At 70.1% G+C, this 17,461-nt stretch carries 13 protein-coding genes and 1 tRNA gene; 5 read left to right on the top strand and 9 right to left on the bottom strand.

All coding sequences use genetic code 11. The features are described from left to right. Positions 1-208: 208 nt before the first annotated feature. Genes ACFVJX_RS11405 through ACFVJX_RS11395 form a run of 3 tightly spaced genes read right to left on the bottom strand, consistent with a single transcriptional unit; the run spans position 209 to position 3,038 of the window. Positions 209-883: a response regulator gene (locus ACFVJX_RS11405; protein ID WP_384126249.1), complete on the bottom strand. Its 675-nt coding sequence runs from the start codon at positions 881-883 to the stop codon at positions 209-211. Beyond that, the gene (locus tag ACFVJX_RS11400) at positions 880-2,130 is read right to left on the bottom strand and encodes a sensor histidine kinase (RefSeq protein ID WP_384126248.1); all 1,251 of its coding nucleotides are present in this window, start codon (positions 2,128-2,130) and stop codon (positions 880-882) included. Before ACFVJX_RS11400 ends, ACFVJX_RS11405 begins: the two co-directional genes overlap by 4 nt. Further along, positions 2,127-3,038 carry a type II CAAX prenyl endopeptidase Rce1 family protein gene (locus ACFVJX_RS11395; protein ID WP_384126246.1) on the bottom strand — a complete coding sequence of 304 codons (912 nt, stop codon included), beginning with the start codon at positions 3,036-3,038 and terminating at the stop codon, positions 2,127-2,129. Before ACFVJX_RS11395 ends, ACFVJX_RS11400 begins: the two co-directional genes overlap by 4 nt. A gap of 326 nt (positions 3,039-3,364) precedes the next feature. Here ACFVJX_RS11395 and ACFVJX_RS11390 point away from each other — a divergent pair, with 326 nt between their 5' ends. Beyond that, positions 3,365-4,090: an SDR family NAD(P)-dependent oxidoreductase gene (locus ACFVJX_RS11390; protein ID WP_384126245.1), complete on the top strand. Its 726-nt coding sequence runs from the start codon at positions 3,365-3,367 to the stop codon at positions 4,088-4,090. Between the two features lie 256 nt (positions 4,091-4,346). Here ACFVJX_RS11390 and ACFVJX_RS11385 read toward each other — a convergent pair whose 3' ends face one another. After that, positions 4,347-5,288, bottom strand: coding sequence for a cupin domain-containing protein (locus tag ACFVJX_RS11385; protein ID WP_384126244.1), 942 nt, complete (start codon positions 5,286-5,288; stop codon positions 4,347-4,349). Positions 5,289-5,368: 80 nt separating this feature from the next. Between ACFVJX_RS11385 and ACFVJX_RS11380 the strand changes: the two genes are divergently transcribed. The 3 genes from ACFVJX_RS11380 (at position 5,369) to ACFVJX_RS11370 (ending at position 8,470) form a co-directional block, all read left to right on the top strand. Beyond that, positions 5,369-6,208: an NAD(P)H-binding protein gene (locus ACFVJX_RS11380; RefSeq protein ID WP_384126242.1), complete on the top strand. Its 840-nt coding sequence runs from the start codon at positions 5,369-5,371 to the stop codon at positions 6,206-6,208. Positions 6,209-6,314: 106 nt separating this feature from the next. Continuing rightward, a complete protein-coding gene (locus ACFVJX_RS11375) occupies positions 6,315-6,926 on the top strand; it encodes an NAD(P)H-dependent oxidoreductase (RefSeq protein ID WP_384126241.1) in 612 nt (203 codons plus the stop codon). A gap of 734 nt (positions 6,927-7,660) precedes the next feature. Further along, positions 7,661-8,470 carry a CocE/NonD family hydrolase gene (locus ACFVJX_RS11370; protein ID WP_384126352.1) on the top strand — a complete coding sequence of 270 codons (810 nt, stop codon included), beginning with the start codon at positions 7,661-7,663 and terminating at the stop codon, positions 8,468-8,470. A 338-nt stretch (positions 8,471-8,808) separates the two neighbouring features. On the opposite strand, the gene ACFVJX_RS11365 is transcribed toward ACFVJX_RS11370, so the two are convergent. After that, positions 8,809-9,573: an SDR family oxidoreductase gene (locus ACFVJX_RS11365; protein ID WP_384126239.1), complete on the bottom strand. Its 765-nt coding sequence runs from the start codon at positions 9,571-9,573 to the stop codon at positions 8,809-8,811. A 176-nt stretch (positions 9,574-9,749) separates the two neighbouring features. On the opposite strand from ACFVJX_RS11365, the gene ACFVJX_RS11360 reads away from it, so the two are divergent. Continuing rightward, a complete protein-coding gene (locus ACFVJX_RS11360; protein ID WP_384126237.1) occupies positions 9,750-10,376 on the top strand; it encodes a TetR/AcrR family transcriptional regulator in 627 nt (208 codons plus the stop codon). A 308-nt stretch (positions 10,377-10,684) separates the two neighbouring features. Here the strand turns inward: ACFVJX_RS11360 and ACFVJX_RS11355 are convergent. The 4 genes from ACFVJX_RS11355 to tmk all read right to left on the bottom strand — a co-directional run bounded on the left by ACFVJX_RS11355 (position 10,685) and on the right by tmk (position 17,398). Then, positions 10,685-10,758 (bottom strand) — tRNA-Thr (locus ACFVJX_RS11355). A 119-nt stretch (positions 10,759-10,877) separates the two neighbouring features. Further along, complete coding sequence (locus ACFVJX_RS11350; RefSeq protein ID WP_384126236.1) at positions 10,878-12,422, bottom strand: alpha/beta hydrolase; 1,545 nt, start codon at positions 12,420-12,422, stop codon at positions 10,878-10,880. A 198-nt stretch (positions 12,423-12,620) separates the two neighbouring features. Then, positions 12,621-13,826 carry a DNA polymerase III subunit delta' gene (locus ACFVJX_RS11345; RefSeq protein ID WP_384126235.1) on the bottom strand — a complete coding sequence of 402 codons (1,206 nt, stop codon included), beginning with the start codon at positions 13,824-13,826 and terminating at the stop codon, positions 12,621-12,623. A gap of 245 nt (positions 13,827-14,071) precedes the next feature. Continuing rightward, positions 14,072-17,398, bottom strand: coding sequence for a dTMP kinase (gene tmk / locus ACFVJX_RS11340; RefSeq protein WP_384126234.1), 3,327 nt, complete (start codon positions 17,396-17,398; stop codon positions 14,072-14,074). Positions 17,399-17,461 lie beyond the last annotated feature (63 nt).

The raw sequence follows: 17,461 nt of genomic DNA, 5'->3' as shown, positions 1-17,461 counted from the left end.
TCAGACTGCCCGCGTTCCCGACGCGGCGGCAGCTCCCTCTTCGACCTGTCGGATCGGCCCGCTCCGACCGGACAGGCACACCGGACTGCCCGGTCGGAGTGCCTGTCCGGAGTGCCTGTCCGGGGTGGCTGTACGGGGTGGCTGTCCGAACGGCCGGTCAGAACGGCGTCAACGGCATACCTTCGATGTGAGGAGTCCTGAGGAGTGTTCAGCGTGGAATATCGTCCACCGTCACGACGCGATTCTGGTAGGCCCATACCGCTGCTTGCAGGCGGGACTGCACGCCGAGTTTGGGCAGCATACGGGCGAGATGCGACTTGACGGTGGTGACCTCGACGACGAGTGCTCCGGCGATCTGCTCGTTCGACATGCCCTGCGCCAGTAACAGCAGGATGTCCCGCTCGCGGGCGGTGAGGACGTCGATCCCCCGCGTCGCCGTCACAGGTCGCAGGCGCCGTCGCTCCACATACTCGGCGACGATACGGCGGGTCAGAGTGCGGTCGAGAGTGCCGTGTCCCGCTGCGATGTGGCGGATCGCCCGCAGGATCTCCTCGGGGTCGGAGTCCTTGAGCAAGAACCCGGCGACCCCCGCTTCCAGTGCCCGGAAGACGTAGTCGTCGATGCCGAAGGTGGTGAGGATCAGCACCGGGACGGCTGGAGACGCGTCGGGGCCGCAGATTCGGGCCGCGACGTCGATGCCGTCCATCTTCGGCATCCGGATGTCCAGGCACGCGACGTCCGGCACCAGTTCGGTGGCCAGGTCGAGGGCTTCCGCCCCGTCCGCGGCGACACCGACGACCTCGACGTCCTTCTCCGCGTTCAGCAGTGCGCTCAGGCCGGCGCGGACGAGAGGCTGGTCGTCGGCAAGAAGGACTCGGATCACGCGGAACACTCCGGGAGGTGGTGCCCGCTTTCGCGGGGGATGCTCATACGGGTCTCCCAGCCGTCGTCGTCGGTCGGGCCGGCGTCGAAAAGCCCACCGATGAGGGCGGAGCGCTCTCTCATGCCGATGATGCCGTAGCCAGTACCCCGTGAAGCGGGACTGGTCTGTGGACCGGGCGGTGCGTTGCGGACGGTGATTCGCAGCGTGCGCGGGTCGCGGTCGTCCACGGTGACGACACAGGGGGCGCCGGGCGCGTGGCGTGAGGCGTTCGTGAGCGATTCCTGCACCATGCGATAGGCGGCCAGCTGACCCAGCGGGCTGACCCCTGCACCCGGCTTCAGTCGTTCATCGCTGCGCAGATCGAAGTCGACCCGGGCTCCGGTGAGACGGGCCGTCTCGATCAGATGGGGAAGAGTGGCGAGGGTCTTGACGCCCTCGTCCTGGTGACCGACGTCGCGGAGCAATCCCACCAGACGACGCAGGTCATCCAGGATCGCGTTGCTCTGCTTGCGGATCTCCAACGCTCCGGAGCGGGCTTCGCCCGGTGCCGAGGCGGTCTGCCGAGCGACGACCGAGGCCATCAGCGAGATCCCGGACAAGTGGTGGGCGGCAATGTCGTGCAACTCCCGCGCCATCGCCGCCCGTTCCAGAGCGATCGCCTCACCGATCTTGGCATCGCGCTCACGGGTGATCGCCGCCAGCGTCTCCTGCTGCGCGGCCCTCGTCGCGCGTTGCGCGGCGATCACGGAAGCCGGCAGCAGTGGCAGGCCGACCACCAGGGCCGCCTGGAGCACCGCCTGCATCACCAGGGCCCACCCACCGGTGCGCCCGTCGGCGCTGCCGTTGACGAAGTGGGCGATCGCCACCAGTACGCCCGAGGCCAGAGCCCACCGGCGCACATCCCGCCAGGCCCCGGTCAGCCCGGCCAAGAACGCGCCGACCAGAACCGGCAGCGCGGTGACGGTGAACAGTCCGCTGGGAAACACGGCCGCCAGGACGAGGCAGAGTCCGGCCACGCAGCCCAACGTGGCGGTCACCTGATGGCGGCCCCACAGCAGGGCCACCGATTGCAGGACGAGCGTCACGGCCGTCCCCCACCAGGCGGCCATGCCGAGTGGGGCTCCGGTGAGTGACGGATCATCACGCGCCAGCAGCGCGATGATCCACAGGAGGGCCAGCGCGCTCAGCGCGGTGGTGACAGCGGTCGCCGCAGAGCGGGTCATACCGGGTCGCCGCGCGGTCGTCACGACTCGATCATAGTGAGGTCCCGGTTATACCCCGCGGGGCGGACGAGCGGTGCCCCATCTCCATGGTCCGACGGGAGGACCGGGCTGTAGCCGAGACGGCCGCGGGTGGTGATCACGATCACTGCCGCAGCAACAGAGGCACCGGCCCCCATCGCGATGAGGGCGAGCTCCCCGTCCAGTCTGGGGAACATCTCGGACCACATGACGGACGCGAAGGTGTTGACGCCCACATGCATGAGCATGGACAGCGGCAGGCTCTGCCCGGTGCGGTTGAACACCCACGACATCACGATGTTGAACGCGACGCAGAACGTGAAGAAGGCCAGAGGCCGTGTCCAGGACGCCTCGGGGTAGCCACCCCACTCGGTGAGGAACAGCGGGAAGTGCCACACACCCCACAGCGGGCCCAGAACGAAGGCGGCGCGCAGCGGCGAGAACCGGCTCTGCAAGCGGGGAAGGGCGAAGTCGCGCCACCCGGGCTCCTCGGCCAGACCGGTCGTGATCATCTGGAACAGCAGCATCGGCACGAAGGCGGTGAGCGCTGCGGCCGAAGGGGCGGCGACCTGTCCGCCGGAGAACGCCAAGCCGGTCAGGAGCATCCCGGCAGGGACGCTGAGCAACGTGATCGCGTACCAGCGCCCGCCGACCCGCCAGCGCCACAGCCGGCGCGTCCAGGCCCGCAGCCCACTCCGGCCGTCCACCAGCGCCGTCATGGCGAAAGCGGCACCGATCGGCCCCAGGTAGGCGCCCGGGAGTACCCCCAGCACTTGAGTGGTCCCGAGGATCGAGGGAAACCGGTAGTCCCAGATGCCCAGGCCGTTCCGCGACAGGATGTACGGCACCCATGCCAGCCAGCTCAGCCCGTTCGCGAGGAGGAAGAAGTAGGTCAGCGGATGCGCTCGCGCCATCGCTCGGAGCCTTGTCGGGAGGCGGTCGGGGACCGGGGTGTGGGGGAGGCTGGTTCGGTTCTCTGTCATGACGGGAACGCTAGGTTTCCTCGCCCGACGGGCTCTACGGTCCGATGGTTGCATCGAGGCAGTGCATCCAAAGGATGCAAACCCGCTCCGCGCGGGGGCGTGCGACTCGTAGGGCTGCCGCGGAAATCCTGCCCGCGCGCACGAACCTCGGGCTCCGCTCCAGTGGCATGGATCGGCACAGGAGACGCGTGAGTAGAGTGACTATTTGATCGATCATTCATCGGTCCCTACTCGGAGGGCAGGACAAGGTGGGACGCGTGGACCAGCGAGTGACCGTGGTCACCGGCGGCAGTCGGGGCATCGGCGCGGCGATCTGCCTGCGGCTGGCGGCCGAGGGGCACGATGTGGCCGTGGGCTACCGGTCGGACGCCGAGGCTGCTGAGGGCGTGGCCGAAGGGGTGCGTGCGCTGGGCCGGGCGGCTGTGGCGGTCGCGGTCGACACCGCCGACGCGGCAGAGGTGGACCGTTTGTTCGATACCGCTGCCGAGCACCTGGGGCCGGTCACCGGGCTGGTGAACAACGCCGGCGTGAGCGGGCCGGTGGGGCCACTGGCCGACGCCGACCCCGAGGGGATGCGGCAGGCCCTGGGAGTCAACGTCCTCGGATACCTGCTATGTGCCCGTCGGGCCATCCGCGACATGGTGGCAGGCGGGGCCGTCGTGAACATCTCCTCCGCCGCCGCGACCCTGGGCAGCCCGGGCACCTACGTCCATTACGCTGCCGCCAAGGCCGCCGTTGACGCCATGACGGTGGGGCTGTCCAAGGAAGTGGCGGCCGATGGCATCCGGGTCAACTGCGTGGCACCGGGCACGATCTGGACCGATTTCCACGCCGACCCGCAGCGGCCCGCCAAGATCGCGGCACTCGTCCCCATGGGCCGCGCCGGCCAGCCCGAGGAGATCGCCGGAGCGGTCGCCTGGCTGCTCTCGGACGACGCCTCCTACGCGACCGGCACGGTGATGCGGATCGCCGGCGGGATGTGACCACAGACGACTCCGGCACCTCGGGCCAGGCGGGCGGCCCTTCCACAGGGAGTCCGTTCCCACGCAGGGCCGGAACAGCGCTCCCGCGCGGCTGTCGAACACCACACTGAGCAAAGGCATCGAGCAGAGGGGCTCAGTACTTCGGCGAGCCGACACGCCCTGCCGGCCACAGCCCACCTGCGGTGCGGAGGCACAAACGCCCAGCTCGCCGGTCGCGGACTTCTTGCGTGCGTCCGGCGTCCGGCACATGGGTACGTCAGTGTGCTTCGATGGTCCGGCGGTAGGTGCTGGGTGTGGTGCCACGGACCCTTTTGAAGGCCACGCTGAACGCGAACGGGTCGTTGTAACCAACCGTGCGGGCAACAGACGCGACCGTGGCGGAGGGCTGCTCGGCCAGAAGGTCCGCGGCGAGTGTCATGCGCCAGTGGGTGAGGTAGGTCAGCGGCGGTTCGCCGAGCAGCTCGGTGAACCGCTTGGCCAGTGTCGAGCGGGACACCCCGGTACGCCGGGCCAGTGCGGCCACTGTCCAGGGGGCGGCCGGTTCGGCGTGCAGCAGGCTCAGGGCCTCGCCGGCCACCGGGTCCTTCTGCGCGGACCACCAGGCCGGGGGGCGCCGACCGGGCTCGTCGAGCCAGGTGCGCAGCGTGCACACCAGCATCCAGTCCAGGAGCCGGTCGAGCACCACTTGTTGGCCCGGTTCGTCGCGGGCGACCTCGGCGGCGAGGTGATCGAGCACCGGGTCGCCGTCGCCGCCGGCGGGTACGCGCAGCACGACGGGCAGGCTGTCCAGCAACCGACGGCCGATCTCACCGCTTACCGGATAGGCCCCGACGACCAGGGTCGTTGTGCCGCCCCCCGCCCCGTCCTCGCCTGGTTCGTGCCAGCCGAGCCGATGGCGGGTGCCACCCTGCTCGGGGGTGGCGCACTCCTCGCTGCACACAAGGGGCTCGACAGTGGTTGCCGGGTCGTCGACGAAGGTGAAGGTCGCGGGGCCGCGCACCACGATCGTGTCGTGGGTGCCGAGCCGTTCGGGCGGGTGGTCGTCCGCAACGATCCAGCCTGCGCCTGTGAGGACGGTGCACAGCGTCAGTGGGGGCCCGTCCACGAAGTGCAGGGACCAGGGCGGGGACAGCGTGGAGCTGCCGAACAGGGAGCCGTGGGCTCGCACGCCGCGGAACAGCTCACTGGTGATATCCACCCCACCAGATTAGACGATCGCAAAGGTGGGGCGGCTCTTCACCCATGGGAACGTCCGGGCAGCCGGTGTTGTGTGGAGGCATGAACGCACACACTTCTCTTGTGGTTGGCGCGACCGGCCGGACGGGGCGCCGGGTCGCAGCCCGGCTGCGACTGCGCGGCGTCCCGGTTCGCGCCGCTTCCCGGTCCAGCCGGGTCCACTTCGACTGGTCCCAGCCGTCCGGCTGGGACGCCGTCCTGCGCGACATCGACGCGGCCTACGTGGTGCCCCCGCCGGTGCCGGGCCCGGTGCACGCGTTCGTGGAACGAGCCGTGGCCGCCGGGGTGCGGCGGCTGGTGCTGCTCTCCGGCCGCGGTGCGGACGGCTGGGGCGACTCCGGGTTCGGGCGCAACATGGTCTCGGCGGAGGAGGCAGTCCGTGGCGCGCCTTTGGAATGGACCGTGCTGCGGGCGTCGAACTTCGCCCAGAACTTCGGCGAGGACGTCTTCCACGCACCGCTGCTCGCCGGTGAACTGGCATTGCCGGCCGGGGACGTTCCCGAGCCGTTCGTCGACGTGGAGGACATCGCGGACGCTGCGGTCACGACACTGACCGAGCGGGACCGGCACGTCGGGCAGGTGTACGAGCTGAGCGGGCCCCGCCCCGTCAGGTTCACCGAGGCCGTCGAGCTGATCGCACGGGCGTCCGGACGGACGCTCACCTACCGGCAGATCACGCCTGACGCGTACGTGGCGGCGCTCGTCGGGCAAGGCGTGGGCCGTCACGAGGCCGACGAAATCGCCGAAATGTTCGCGTTGATAGCAGGCGGTTCGGTCGCCGGAGCGACCGGCGACCTCGCCACCGTGCTGGGGCGCGCGCCGCGCATCTTCGAGGAGTACGTCGTCCGCGCGGCCGCGGCCGGCGTCTGGGACCCGCGGTGATACGCCGGCTTCCCCCTCCCCGACCGTGATGCGAGCCCTGGCACTCCCACGGACCTGCACCTGCGAAGACCTCCGGCACTCGGCCCTCACTCAAGGACGTACCGTCATGAGCACCGACGACACCCTGCGCACCCTCGTGGTCACCGCGCACCCCGATCCCGGCTCCCTGACCCATCACGTCGCGGAACGTCTCAGCGCAGCCCTGCGCGCCGGGACGGTCGAGGTCGCGGACCTGCACCAGGAGGGATTCGATCCCCGGTTCACCCCGGCAGACCGTCGTGCGTACCAGGAGGGCGGCGGCCACCCGCCCGATGTGGTCCGCGAGCAGCAGCGCCTGGACCGGGCGACCGACCTGGTTCTGGTCTTCCCGGTGTACTGGTGGTCGGCCCCGGCCCTGCTGAAGGGGTGGATCGACCGGGTCTTCGTGAACGGCTGGGCCTTCGAGTACTCCGCAACAACGGGGGTGCTGCCCAAGCTCCAGCAGCTCACGACGCACCTGATACCGATAGCCGGCGCGGACACCGGCGCGTACGAGAGGCACGGCTACGAAAGGGCGCTGCGCACCCAACTCCTGCACGGCTTCGTCGACTACGTCGGCAGCCGGCGCGGCGCCACCGCCTTCGTCCATGATTCCGAGCAGCCCACCACCGAGGTCACGGTCGACCGTGCGATCCGCACAGTCGCCGTCGCTGTTGGAGCTCCTGTCCCTCATTCCTGATCCACCGCCCGGCTCCGCACGCCCGGCGCCCGGAAGGCGCGTCGGTAGAGCGCGCGGCCTGGTACCGGTGGCCTCGCCTATCCAACTGTCGCCAGTGTGCCCAGTAGATGGCGCGATCGTTGCTCTCTGCGATCTCTACCGGGCACACTGGCGTTTCTTCCCCAGGACCGGGTCCGGGTGACCGAGCAGCGTGGCTCGGGACTATCCGCTCTGAGGGTCACGCTCGCGTTCCTGTCCAGGAAGCACTGGCCTGAGGCACGCCCCTGGCCAAGCTCCGCCGCGGCCGGCGCATCAAGAGAGAAGCGCCAGTACGCCTACGATCCCGCCCTATGGATGGCAGGTGCGCAAGAACTAGCTGGCAGCTGAGGAGAGGGAGCGGGCGGGCCGAGCCCACGCAGGCAGTACGGGCAACGCAAGTCGCCGACTACCTGGTGCTGGGGTGACGTCCCGCCAGCTCACACTCTTGCGAAGCACGTAAACGATGCCCCGCGGAACAGCACGGCCATCGGCCGGCAACCTCCCCGGGTAGCGGTGCCGCCGCGGCGCACGAGCCGGCAGCAGCGGAGCGAGACGAAGCACCCCGAGTGCCTGGCACTCAACTCCTTCGGCCCTACCATCGGCGACCCGGTAGACCCGTACTGGAAGGACCGCAGCCCCGCCAGGAAGGCGAGGGACACCGACACCCCGCTCCTGTTCACCCAGGGCACCACCGAGACAAACACCTCCCCGTGGGAATGGAGGAGTTCCTCAGCAACCACCGCGGCCCGCAGCGTGCCTGGGTCGGCCCCTGGGACCACGTGCGCGGCAACGACCGTACGCAGGACGGGAAGTTCGCGATGGGCCGCGCGACCTGGTTCAAGGAGACGATGTCCTTTTTCGACGAACACCTCAAGGACCTAGATCCCAAGGTCAAGTACCCGAACTACGCCGTCCAGGACAACCTCGGCGACTGGCGCGCCGAGAAGTTCTGGCCGACAGCGAACCGCTCCGCGAACCTCCGACTCGGCAACGGCTCGTACCTGGACAGCGGAGCGGGCTCACAGCCCACACCCCCGGAAGAGGAAACCGGTCGTGACGCCGCCGGAAGCTTCTTCGTCTGGTCCCGGCCTCTCGGCACGGCCACCCGGGTCACCGGCACACCCCGGATCACCATGACGGCCAAGGGCGAGGGCAACGTGATGGTCAAGCTGTACGACGTGGACCCCGACGGAAACGCCGTCGCATTCGACGAGCGAGTCTCCCGACTGGACCAGGACCAGTTGGACATCGGCCTGAAGTCGACCGATTGGACACTGCAGACGGGCCACCGCCTCGTCGTGGAAATCGGCTCGGTACGGACCGGTGACTGGCTCGATACCCCCTCCAAGCAGAAGATCAGGATCAACAACGCCCGTCTCCACCTGGCCCTGGGCAACCCGGCTGAAGACGTCGCCACCGATGGCGACCGAGCGCCGTGGATCGACGCCTTCACGCAGATCAACTCGGCGAAGCTGAACCCCGGTCGCGCCATCTTCACGGTTCCCCCGGCCAACGCACGAGGCTGAGGGACGCCACACTCCTGGGCATCCACGTCGACGATGCGCACACCCGCGTGCCCAGCCGTGAGCGGAAGCGCATCTCCAGAGCGCGGTCAAGAGATCCGAGCTCCGTCCGGCCGATCCGGACGGAGCTCGATGCGCACCAAGACCTCGTCGAGCCCGGGGCATTCGACGCGGATCTCACCGACCTCCGCACGCCCTTTGTCGGGAATCACCGCAACCCGTGTCGTGATGGGCATCATCTCCTCCTGGGGCCACTGGGCGCCAGGCGGCCCCGAGCCCACCGGGCCGGGTCCCACGACTGGTTCACCCAACTCGCACGCGGCGAACCAGCCCAGCTGGCATCAGAAGCCCTGGTCGGTGGGCCGGATGACGATCTCGTTGATCGCCCGCCGCCGCGGGCTGGTCACGATGTAGGCGACAGCACCGGCGATGTCCTCGGGATGGAGCTTCTCCACACCCTCGAACCGCTGGTTCTCACCTGCCTGGGCGTGCTCCTGCTGGTGCCCGAACAGCTCGGTGTCCACCGCGCCCGGCTCCACAACCGAGAACCGCAGCCCCTGCGACGCGTACTCCTGCCGCCACGACTCCGTCGCGGCGGTCACACCGAACTTGGTCGCGTTGTAGATCGCCACCGTCGGCGCTGCGGCACGGCCCGCCACCGAACTGATGTTGACCACGTCCGCCACCTTGCGCCCGGCGCTCTCGGCCGCCTCCAGCAGGTGCGGAAGCGCGGCCTTGGTGACATACATCAGCCCCTTGAGGTTGACGTCCACCATCTGGTCCCACTCGTCCAGACGCGCCCGAAGGGAGTCGCCGTTGAGCATCACACCGGCCGCGTTCACCAGGACATCGAGCCGCCCGAAGCGGTCCACAACTTCCTTCACCGCCGCCGAAGCGGCATCGGCATCGGTCACATCCGCGACGATGACCAGAGCCCGACCGCCCTCCGCCTCGACGGCCTTCGCCACCTCCTCGGCACGGTCTCGCCGACGCGCCACCAAGGCGACGGTGGCCCCCTCCTGCGCCAGACGCACAGCGGTGGCACGACCGATACCGCTACTGGCACCCGTCACCAGCGCAACCGCAGACTCCAGAACAGCAGCCATGACAACAAACCTCCAGAAGTCCAACGGCCCACACATGATGTATGAGCCCTCTTACTTCACCGAATGTAAGAGGGCTCTCTCATCAAGTCAAACGCCACGTCGGCCGCCGCCCACGCTTCCACGACGGCCGAACCTGATGTAAGATGTCTCTTACATCAGGTTCGGAGAGAGAGTTCATGGCCAAGCGCAGCACCTACCACCACGGTGATCTCAGAACGGCCCTGGTGACGACCGCGCTCGAAGTGATCGCCGAGCAAGGCATCGGAGCCCTGTCCGTGGCGGAAGTGGCTCGGCGCGCGGGCGTGAGCAGCGCAGCGCCCTATCGGCACTTCAGCAGCCGGAAGGCGTTGCTGATCGCTTGCGCCGTAACCGCCGCCAGACGCCTCACGGACGAACTGTTGCAGACCCAAAGGGACCTGGTCGGGAACGGCGATCAGCCCGACCCCGTCGAAGTGACGGCCGCGAGCGCCGCCGCCTACACGCGCTTCGCCGCACAGTACGGTTCAGGCTTCGATCTGATATTCGCCGGAGAACTGCAGGACGCGGGAGACCAAGACCTTCTCGCTGCAGGACGCGAAGTCATGGACGCCTTCCTGCCCTTCGTCCTCGCGGTCACCAGCGGCGACGCCCGCAGTGCCCTACAACTCCTGGAACGACAGATCTCAGCAGCCCACGGCTACGCCACACTCATGCGCAGTGGCTTCTACAGTCGGCGCCAGGCAACCACGGATGACGTCGCCGCCCACGCGGCAGAGATCGCCCGAAGCCTGGCCCGCGACGCCGCGAAATCAGCAAGGAGCTGACGACCAAGGGGCGTGGGGCGCACCACTCGCCTGAGGGAATCCGGCGCCGACAGCCTTGGCGGCTTCATCTCCGACGGCCGTAACCACGCCGAGGTCGAACTCGCCGGCTTCCCCATCGAAGCGCGGCAGGTTCACGCCGGGTCCTCCGCAGTGATCGACCGACCGACTCTCCACCAACCAGCGCCGTGACACGGCCTGTTTACAGGAAACCCCCGAGAACGCCCGGAACGGGACGCATTACCCAGAGAAATACTCTATGAAAAGCACAAAGGCCCAGGTCAGATGTGATCTGTCCTGGGCCTTCAGTGAGCCGCCTTCGGGATTCGAACCCGAGACCTACGCATTACGAGTGCGTTGCTCTGGCCAACTGAGCTAAGGCGGCGCGCCCTGTCGCACCATGGTGCGGTCAGCAGCGACGCCAAGTCTACACAGTTTCCGGGGGTGCTCCGTACCGGCCCGTCTCCGAGGTGTAGCCGCAGGTCAGCGGCGGGGCAGGTGGGGTCAGGAGCACTTCTTGCCCTTGGCCGGCGGGGTGCCCTCCAGGAGGTATTTGTTGATCGCCGTGTCGATGCAGTCGCTGCCGCGCCCGTACGCCGTGTGGCCGTCGCCCTCGTACGTGAGGAGGGTGCCGGAGGAGAGCTGGCCGGCCAGGGACTGCGCCCACTTGTACGGGGTGGCCGGGTCCCGGGTGGTGCCGACCACCACGATCGGGGCCGCGCCCTCGGCCTTGATGCGGTGCGGGGTGCCGGTGGCGGGGACCGGCCAGTAGGCGCAGTTCAGGGACGCCCAGGCGAAGCCCCTGCCGAAGACCGGGGAGGCCTTCTCGAAGTCGGGGAGCGCCTTGGTGACCGCCTTGGATGTGGTGAAGGCGGGAGGCAGGTCGAGGCAGTTCACGGCCGCGTTGGCGTACATCAGATTCGTGTACGTGCCGTTGGGCTGGCGCTCGTAGTAGCTGTCCGCGAGGGAGAGCAGACCGGAACCGTCACCGGCTTCGGCGGCGGTCAGCGCCTCGCGGAGCTGCGGCCATGCCGTCTCGTCGTACATCGCCGCGATGACCCCCGTGGTGGCGAGGGACTCACCCAGCTTTCGGGACTCCCCCGTGGCGATCGGTTTGGCGTCGAGGCCGGCGAAGAGCCGGCTCAGCCTCTTCGCGGCATCGGATGCTGACGTGGTGCCGAGCGGGCAGTCCGACTTCTTCACGCAGCCCCCGGCGAAGGACTGGAACGCGGTCTCGAACCCCGCGGTCTGGTCCCGGTTCATCTCCGCCGACGGGAGCGAGGGGTCCATCGCACCGTCGAGGACGAGCCGGCCGGACCGCGCGGGGAAGAGTTCGGCGTACGTCGCGCCGAGGAAGGTGCCGTACGAGGCGCCGACGTAGTTGAGCCGTTCGTCGCCGAGCAGGGCCCGCAGGATGTCCATGTCACGCGCCGTCTCCACGGTGGAGACGTGCGGCAGGATCTCCTCGGAGCGCTGCTCGCAGCCCGTGGCGAACTTCTTGAACGCACCGCTCAGCGCGGCGACCTCGCCCGCGTCGTCCGGTGTCTGGTCGACCTGCGTGTAGGCGTCCATCTGCGGACCGGTGAGACATTCGACGGGTTCGCTGCGCGCCACACCGCGCGGATCGATGGCGACCATGTCGTAGCGGGCCCGCACCTGGGCCGGGTAGCCCATCGCCGCGTAGCCCTGGAGATAGCCGATGGCCGATCCGCCGGGGCCGCCCGGATTCACCAGCAGGGAGCCGATCCGCTTGCCGGGGCCGGTGGCCTTCTTGCGGGAGACCGCCAGTTTGATCTCGTCGCCGTCCGGCTTCTTGTAGTCGAGCGGCGCCTTCATGGTGCTGCACTGGAAACCCGTGACACCGCAGTCACGCCATTTGAGGTCCTGCTCGTAGAACTTCTTCAGCGCGGCGGGGACGGCGGAGGTGGCTGCCGCCGGCGCGGACGACGAGGCGCTCGACGTCGAACTTCCACTGCTGCAGCCGGAGATGAGCAGGCCGGCAGTGCCGAGCGCGAGGGCGAAGGTGCGGAGCGGGCGCCTGGTGTCCATGTCGGGAGCGTAGCCGCAGGGTGCCGACTCGCCCGATTCGATGCTCATTCGGGTGATTCGGGCGCACGCGGCCCCCCGGTACCCGCCGGAGCGCGGGGGTACCTGACGCGCGGGACGTGCGAGACACGCAGGACGTGCGGGACGCACGAGACGTGTAGGGCATGCAAGGCATGCGGGACGTGCGAGACGTGCGAGACGTCAGCCCTCGTGCAGCGCCATCGTCATCGCCTCCACGGCGAGCAGCGGAGCCACGTTGCGGTCCAGCGCACGGCGGCAGGCGGTCACGGCCTCGATCCGGCGCAGCGTCCGCTCGGGTGTGGACGCACGGACGACACGGTCCAGGGAGTCCTGCGCGTCCGCATTGGCGATGGCGATCCGCGATCCCAGCTGGAGGGCGAGCACATCGCGGTAGAAGCCGGTCAGTTCGGTGAGCGCCAGGTCGAGGCTGTCGCGCTGCGTACGGGTCTTCCGGCGCTTCTGCTTGTCCTCCAGATCCTTCATCACCCCGGCCGTACCCCGGGGCATACGGCCGCCGGCCGACGCACCGAGGGCCGCCTTCATGTCTTCCGTCTCCTTGACGTCCACGTCCTCGGAGGCCTGTTTCGCGTCGTCGGTGGCGGTGTCGATCAGCTCCTGCGCCGCCCTCAGACAGCCACCGATGTCGTCGACGCGCAGGGGCAGTTTGAGGACTGCCGCGCGACGGGCACGCGCCCGCTCGTCCGTGGCGAGGCGGCGCGCCCTGCCGATGTGCCCTTGCGTGGCGCGGGCGGCGGACGCGGCCCGCTCCGGATCGATGCCGTCGCGGCGGATCAGCACATCGGCGACGGCGTCCACCGACGGGGTACGCAGCGTGAGGTGACGGCAGCGGGACCGGATCGTGGGCAGCACGTCTTCGAGTGAGGGTGCGCAGAGCAGCCACACCGTACGCGGCGCGGGCTCCTCGATCGCCTTCAGCAGGACGTTGCCCGCGCCCTCGGTCAGGCGGTCGGCGTCCTCCATGACGATGACCTGCCAACGCCCGACTGCCGGGGAGAGCTGGGCCCGGCGGACCAGCTCGCGGGTCTCCTTCACACCGATGGAGAGCAGGTCGGTGCGGATCACGTCGACATCGGCGTGCGTCCCGATGAGGCTGGTGTGGCAGCCGTCGCAGAAACCGCAGCCCGGCGCCCCTCCCAGGGCACGGTCCGGGCTGGTGCACTGCAGGGCGGCGGCGAAGGCCCGGGCGGCGGTGGACCGCCCTGAGCCCGGCGGGCCGGTGAAGAGCCAGGCGTGCGTCATCTTCGAGGCGGGCGGCACCGGCTCCCCCGCCGAGATGGCGGAGACCAGCACATCGGCATCCCGGGCGGCGGCGCCGAGCTGTTCCTGCACCCGGTCCTGGCCGACCAGGTCGTCCCATACGGACATGGGTCTTCGCCCTTCCGGTGGTGTGCGGCCGCGCTGCCCCTCCGCGGAGCGGCGACGCGGGCCTGTGTGACTCCCGGCTTCCCATTGTGGGGGACGGGTCTGACATTGATCCGACATCGATGCCGGACCCCGGGTTCCGGTGGCCGCGGGCACCCGCACACGAGGGAGGCGGGCACCCGCACACGAGGGAGGGAGCCCCGGGTGTCCCGGAGCTCCCTCCCCTGTCCAACGGACGACGTACCGGATCAGCGGCGCGGGCGGCGTCCTCGTCCCCGGGACCCGGGACCCTCGTCGTCGTGGTCGCCGAGCAGTTCGTCCGCCAGCGTCGGCAGATCGTCCAGCGGGGTCTCCTCCGCCCAGTCGGGGCGCGGCCGACGCGAGGACCGGCCGGAGCGCTCCTGCTGGTCCGCGGCCGGGTGCTGGGGCGCGTGCGGGTCCGGGACCTGCGGGAGCTCACGGGTGCGCTCGTTCTCGCCCTCGGGGGCGGAGCCTGCCGGACGCTCGTCCCGGAAGATGCCCCGCGGCACCCGGTCGGACGGATCCGCGTCCCGCGCGGGTTCGCGTCCCGCGTCCCGTACCGGCGGAAGCACCGCCGTCTCGTCCATCGCACCTGTCGCGTCGCGCCCGTCCGGGCGCCCGGACGGGTCGTCGATCTTCGGGATCATCGTCGTCTCGGCCTCGTCGGAGGGCCAGGGAGCGGACGAGGAACCGGACCGGGAAGAGGAACCGGATCGCGAACGGGAGGTATCCGACGACCGGCCCGCCGACGGATCGACCGGGGAAGGAACCGGCTGAGTGATCTCGTTCGGGTTGACGATCGGGGTCGGCACCGTCAGCTCGTTGTCGTGAACGGACGACCCGGACGACCCGGAATCCGATTCCGACCCGGAAGCCGATTCCCGGGAGGCGCGTGCGGCCGCTTCCGCCTCCGCCGCGGCCTGTGCCGCTTCCGCCTCGGCAGCAGCGGCCTCAGCCCGCGCGGCCTCAGCCGCGGCGGCCGACTCGGACTCCGCCTGGCGGCGTGCCGCCTCGGCCCGCAGCAGCGATTCCTCGGCCTTGCGCTGCTTCTCGAGACGCCGCGCCTCGGCCTCCTTGCGCAGCCGCGCCTCCTCCTCGGCCTGGCGGCGCAACCGTGCCTGCTCGACCTCGCGGGCCGCTTCCTCGGCCTCCTGCCGGGCCCGCTCCTCCTCCGCGAGGCGGCGGGCCTCCTCGGCACGCTGCCGGGCCTCCTCTGCCTGGCGTTCGGCCTCGCGGCGGCGCGCTTCCTCCAGCTCCTGGCGCTTGCGCTCCTCCTCCTCGGCGCGGAGCCTGGCGAGCTGTTCCTCCCGCTCGCGCTCCAGGCGCTCCTCCTCGGCCTTGCGCGCCGCCTCTTCCTCGGCGAGGCGCCTGGCCTCCTCCTCGGCGGCCTTGCGCGCCTCTTCCAGAGCCTTGACCTCGGCCTCGGAGAGCGGGAGGAGCTGGTCGAGCCGGTGCCGTACGACCGTGGTGATCGACTCCGGGTCCTGCCCGGCGTCCACCACCAGATAGCGCGTCGGGTCGGCCGCGGCCAGCGTCAGGAAACCGGAGCGCACCCGGGCGTGGAACTCGGGCGGCTCGGACTCCAGCCGGTCGGGCGCCTCGGTGAACCGTTCCCTGGCGGTCTCGGGGTCGACGTCCAGAAGCACCGTCAGATGCGGTACGAGCCCGCTCGTCGCCCACCGCGAGATCCGGGCGATCTCGGTCGGCGCGAGATCGCGGCCCGCGCCCTGGTAGGCCACGGACGAGTCGATGTAGCGGTCGGAGATGACGATCGCGCCGCGCTCCAGCGCCGGGCGCACGACCGAGTCGACGTGCTCGGCGCGGTCGGCGGCGTACAGCAGCGCCTCGGCGCGGTTGGAGAGCCCGGCCGACGACACGTCGAGCAGGATGGACCGCAGCCGCTTGCCGACGGGCGTGGCCCCGGGCTCCCGGGTGACGACGACCTCGTGGCCCTTGGCCCGGATCCACTCGGCGAGCGCCTCGACCTGGGTGGACTTGCCGGCTCCGTCGCCGCCCTCCAGGGCGAGGAAGAAACCGGTCTCGGCGGGTGCGACCGCCGGGTCGCCGCCCCGCAGCGCCTCGCGCAGATCACGCCGCAGCGGCACTCCGGCACGGTCGTCCGTCTTCGCGAGGACGATCGCGGCGACCGGCAGCAGCAGCGCACCGATCAGCATCAGTGTGAAGGCGGCGCCGCCGTGCGCGAAGACGAAGTCACCGGCTGTCAGTCGGTGCGTCCCTATGGCCGCGGCCACCAGCGGGCCACCGACCGCGCCGAACGCGATCAGCACCCGGACGACGGCCTGGAGGTGTTCGGTGGTCCGCGCCCGGCGGAACTCCTCCGTCTCCTGGTCGACGAGGACATGACCGGTGTTGGCGGCGACACCCGCCGCGTATCCGGCGAGCACGGCGATCAGCACGACGGTGGCCGTGTCCGGGACCAGACCCATCGCCAGGAGCGCGACTCCGGTGACGGCGGTGGCCAGGGACAGCAGCCGCCGCCGCGACAGGGCAGGCAGCACCTTGCCGGCGGTACGGATACCGATACCCGTGCCACCGGTGAGGGCGAGGACCAGCAGTGCGAGGGTGGCGGGCCCGCCACCCAGGTCCGTGGCGTGCAGTACGGCGACGGCGCCCGCGGCCGCGATCGCGCCGGCGACAGCGGCGCAGGCAGCGACGATCAGCGGGGCGGCACCGGTACGTCCCTTGTCGGGTCCGCTGCCGGTGGACGGCCGGCGCAGGCCCTCCAGGGGCGAACGGGGGCGGGGTGTCTGCGTACCGGGGAGTTCCAGGAAGTACAGGATGGAGATGGAGGCGGAGAAGAGCCCGGCCGCGACGTACGAGCCGAGGGACGCCTGGTGGAACGAGAACCAGTCCAGGCCCGAGCCCAGCAGATTCCCGATCAGCGTGGCCACCAGCAGGACGGCCGCGGCAAGCGGTACGGCGGCGAAGTCGGTACGCAGGGAGAGCCGGCGCAGTGCGTCGAGGTGGTCCGGCAGCGGGCGAACCGCGGCGCCCTCGATAGGCGGGGCGGGCAGCAGCGCCGGGGCGGCACTCTCCTTGGCGACCCGCCAGAGTCGTTCGCCGACGCCGGTGACGAAGACGGTGATCAGGACCATCATGAGTGCCCGGTCGGGCATCCAGTCGATCCACAGCGGCGCGACGACCAGCAGCGCGAGCCGCAGCCCGTCCGCCCCGATCATCAGCCATCGCCGGTCGATCGGCCCGCCCGGCGCCGTCAGGGTCGTCAATGGCCCCAGTAGTACGGCTCCGAAGAGCAAGGTGGAAATAATCCGGGCACCGAACACGGCGGCGACGGCAAAGGCCGCCCCGCGGTATCCGGATCCGAATGAGCCCTCAAGGACCGCCGCTTGCAGCGACAGCAACACCAGCACGAGAAGGGCGAGTGCATCGCCGATACCGCCGACGAGCTGGGCGCTCCACAACCGCTTCAGCGGGGGAATACGCAACAGGGCTCGTACGGCGCGCTCGCGTGAGTCTGCGGCAAGTGTGTCGGAGGTGGGGCTCACGACCGTTGGCTGCTCGGCTCGCGTCATCCGCCCAGCCTATCGGGACCGACCCGGTGCCCGGGGCCCGCGTCCGAACATACGACCGCCAGC

This window comes from Streptomyces sp. NPDC127177, from assembly GCF_042672475.1.
GTDB lineage: Bacteria > Actinomycetota > Actinomycetes > Streptomycetales > Streptomycetaceae > Streptomyces.
The sequence above is the reverse complement of the archived record's forward strand: the minus strand, read 5'-3'. Positions and strand labels throughout refer to the sequence as shown.

Excerpts from the sequence above, each read along its gene's own strand:
- ACFVJX_RS11395 (WP_384126246.1), bottom strand. The coding sequence starts at position 3,038 with ATGGCGCGAGCGCATCCGCTGACCTACTTCTTCCTCCTCGCGAACGGG.
- ACFVJX_RS11380 (WP_384126242.1), top strand. The coding sequence starts at position 5,369 with ATGAACGCACACACTTCTCTTGTGGTTGGCGCGACCGGCCGGACGGGG.
- ACFVJX_RS11375 (WP_384126241.1), top strand. The coding sequence starts at position 6,315 with ATGAGCACCGACGACACCCTGCGCACCCTCGTGGTCACCGCGCACCCC.
- ACFVJX_RS11370 (WP_384126352.1), top strand. The coding sequence starts at position 7,661 with ATGGAGGAGTTCCTCAGCAACCACCGCGGCCCGCAGCGTGCCTGGGTC.
- ACFVJX_RS11365 (WP_384126239.1), bottom strand. The coding sequence starts at position 9,573 with ATGGCTGCTGTTCTGGAGTCTGCGGTTGCGCTGGTGACGGGTGCCAGT.
- ACFVJX_RS11360 (WP_384126237.1), top strand. The coding sequence starts at position 9,750 with ATGGCCAAGCGCAGCACCTACCACCACGGTGATCTCAGAACGGCCCTG.
- ACFVJX_RS11350 (WP_384126236.1), bottom strand. The coding sequence starts at position 12,422 with ATGGACACCAGGCGCCCGCTCCGCACCTTCGCCCTCGCGCTCGGCACT.
- ACFVJX_RS11345 (WP_384126235.1), bottom strand. The coding sequence starts at position 13,826 with ATGTCCGTATGGGACGACCTGGTCGGCCAGGACCGGGTGCAGGAACAG.
- tmk (WP_384126234.1), bottom strand. The coding sequence starts at position 17,398 with ATGACGCGAGCCGAGCAGCCAACGGTCGTGAGCCCCACCTCCGACACA.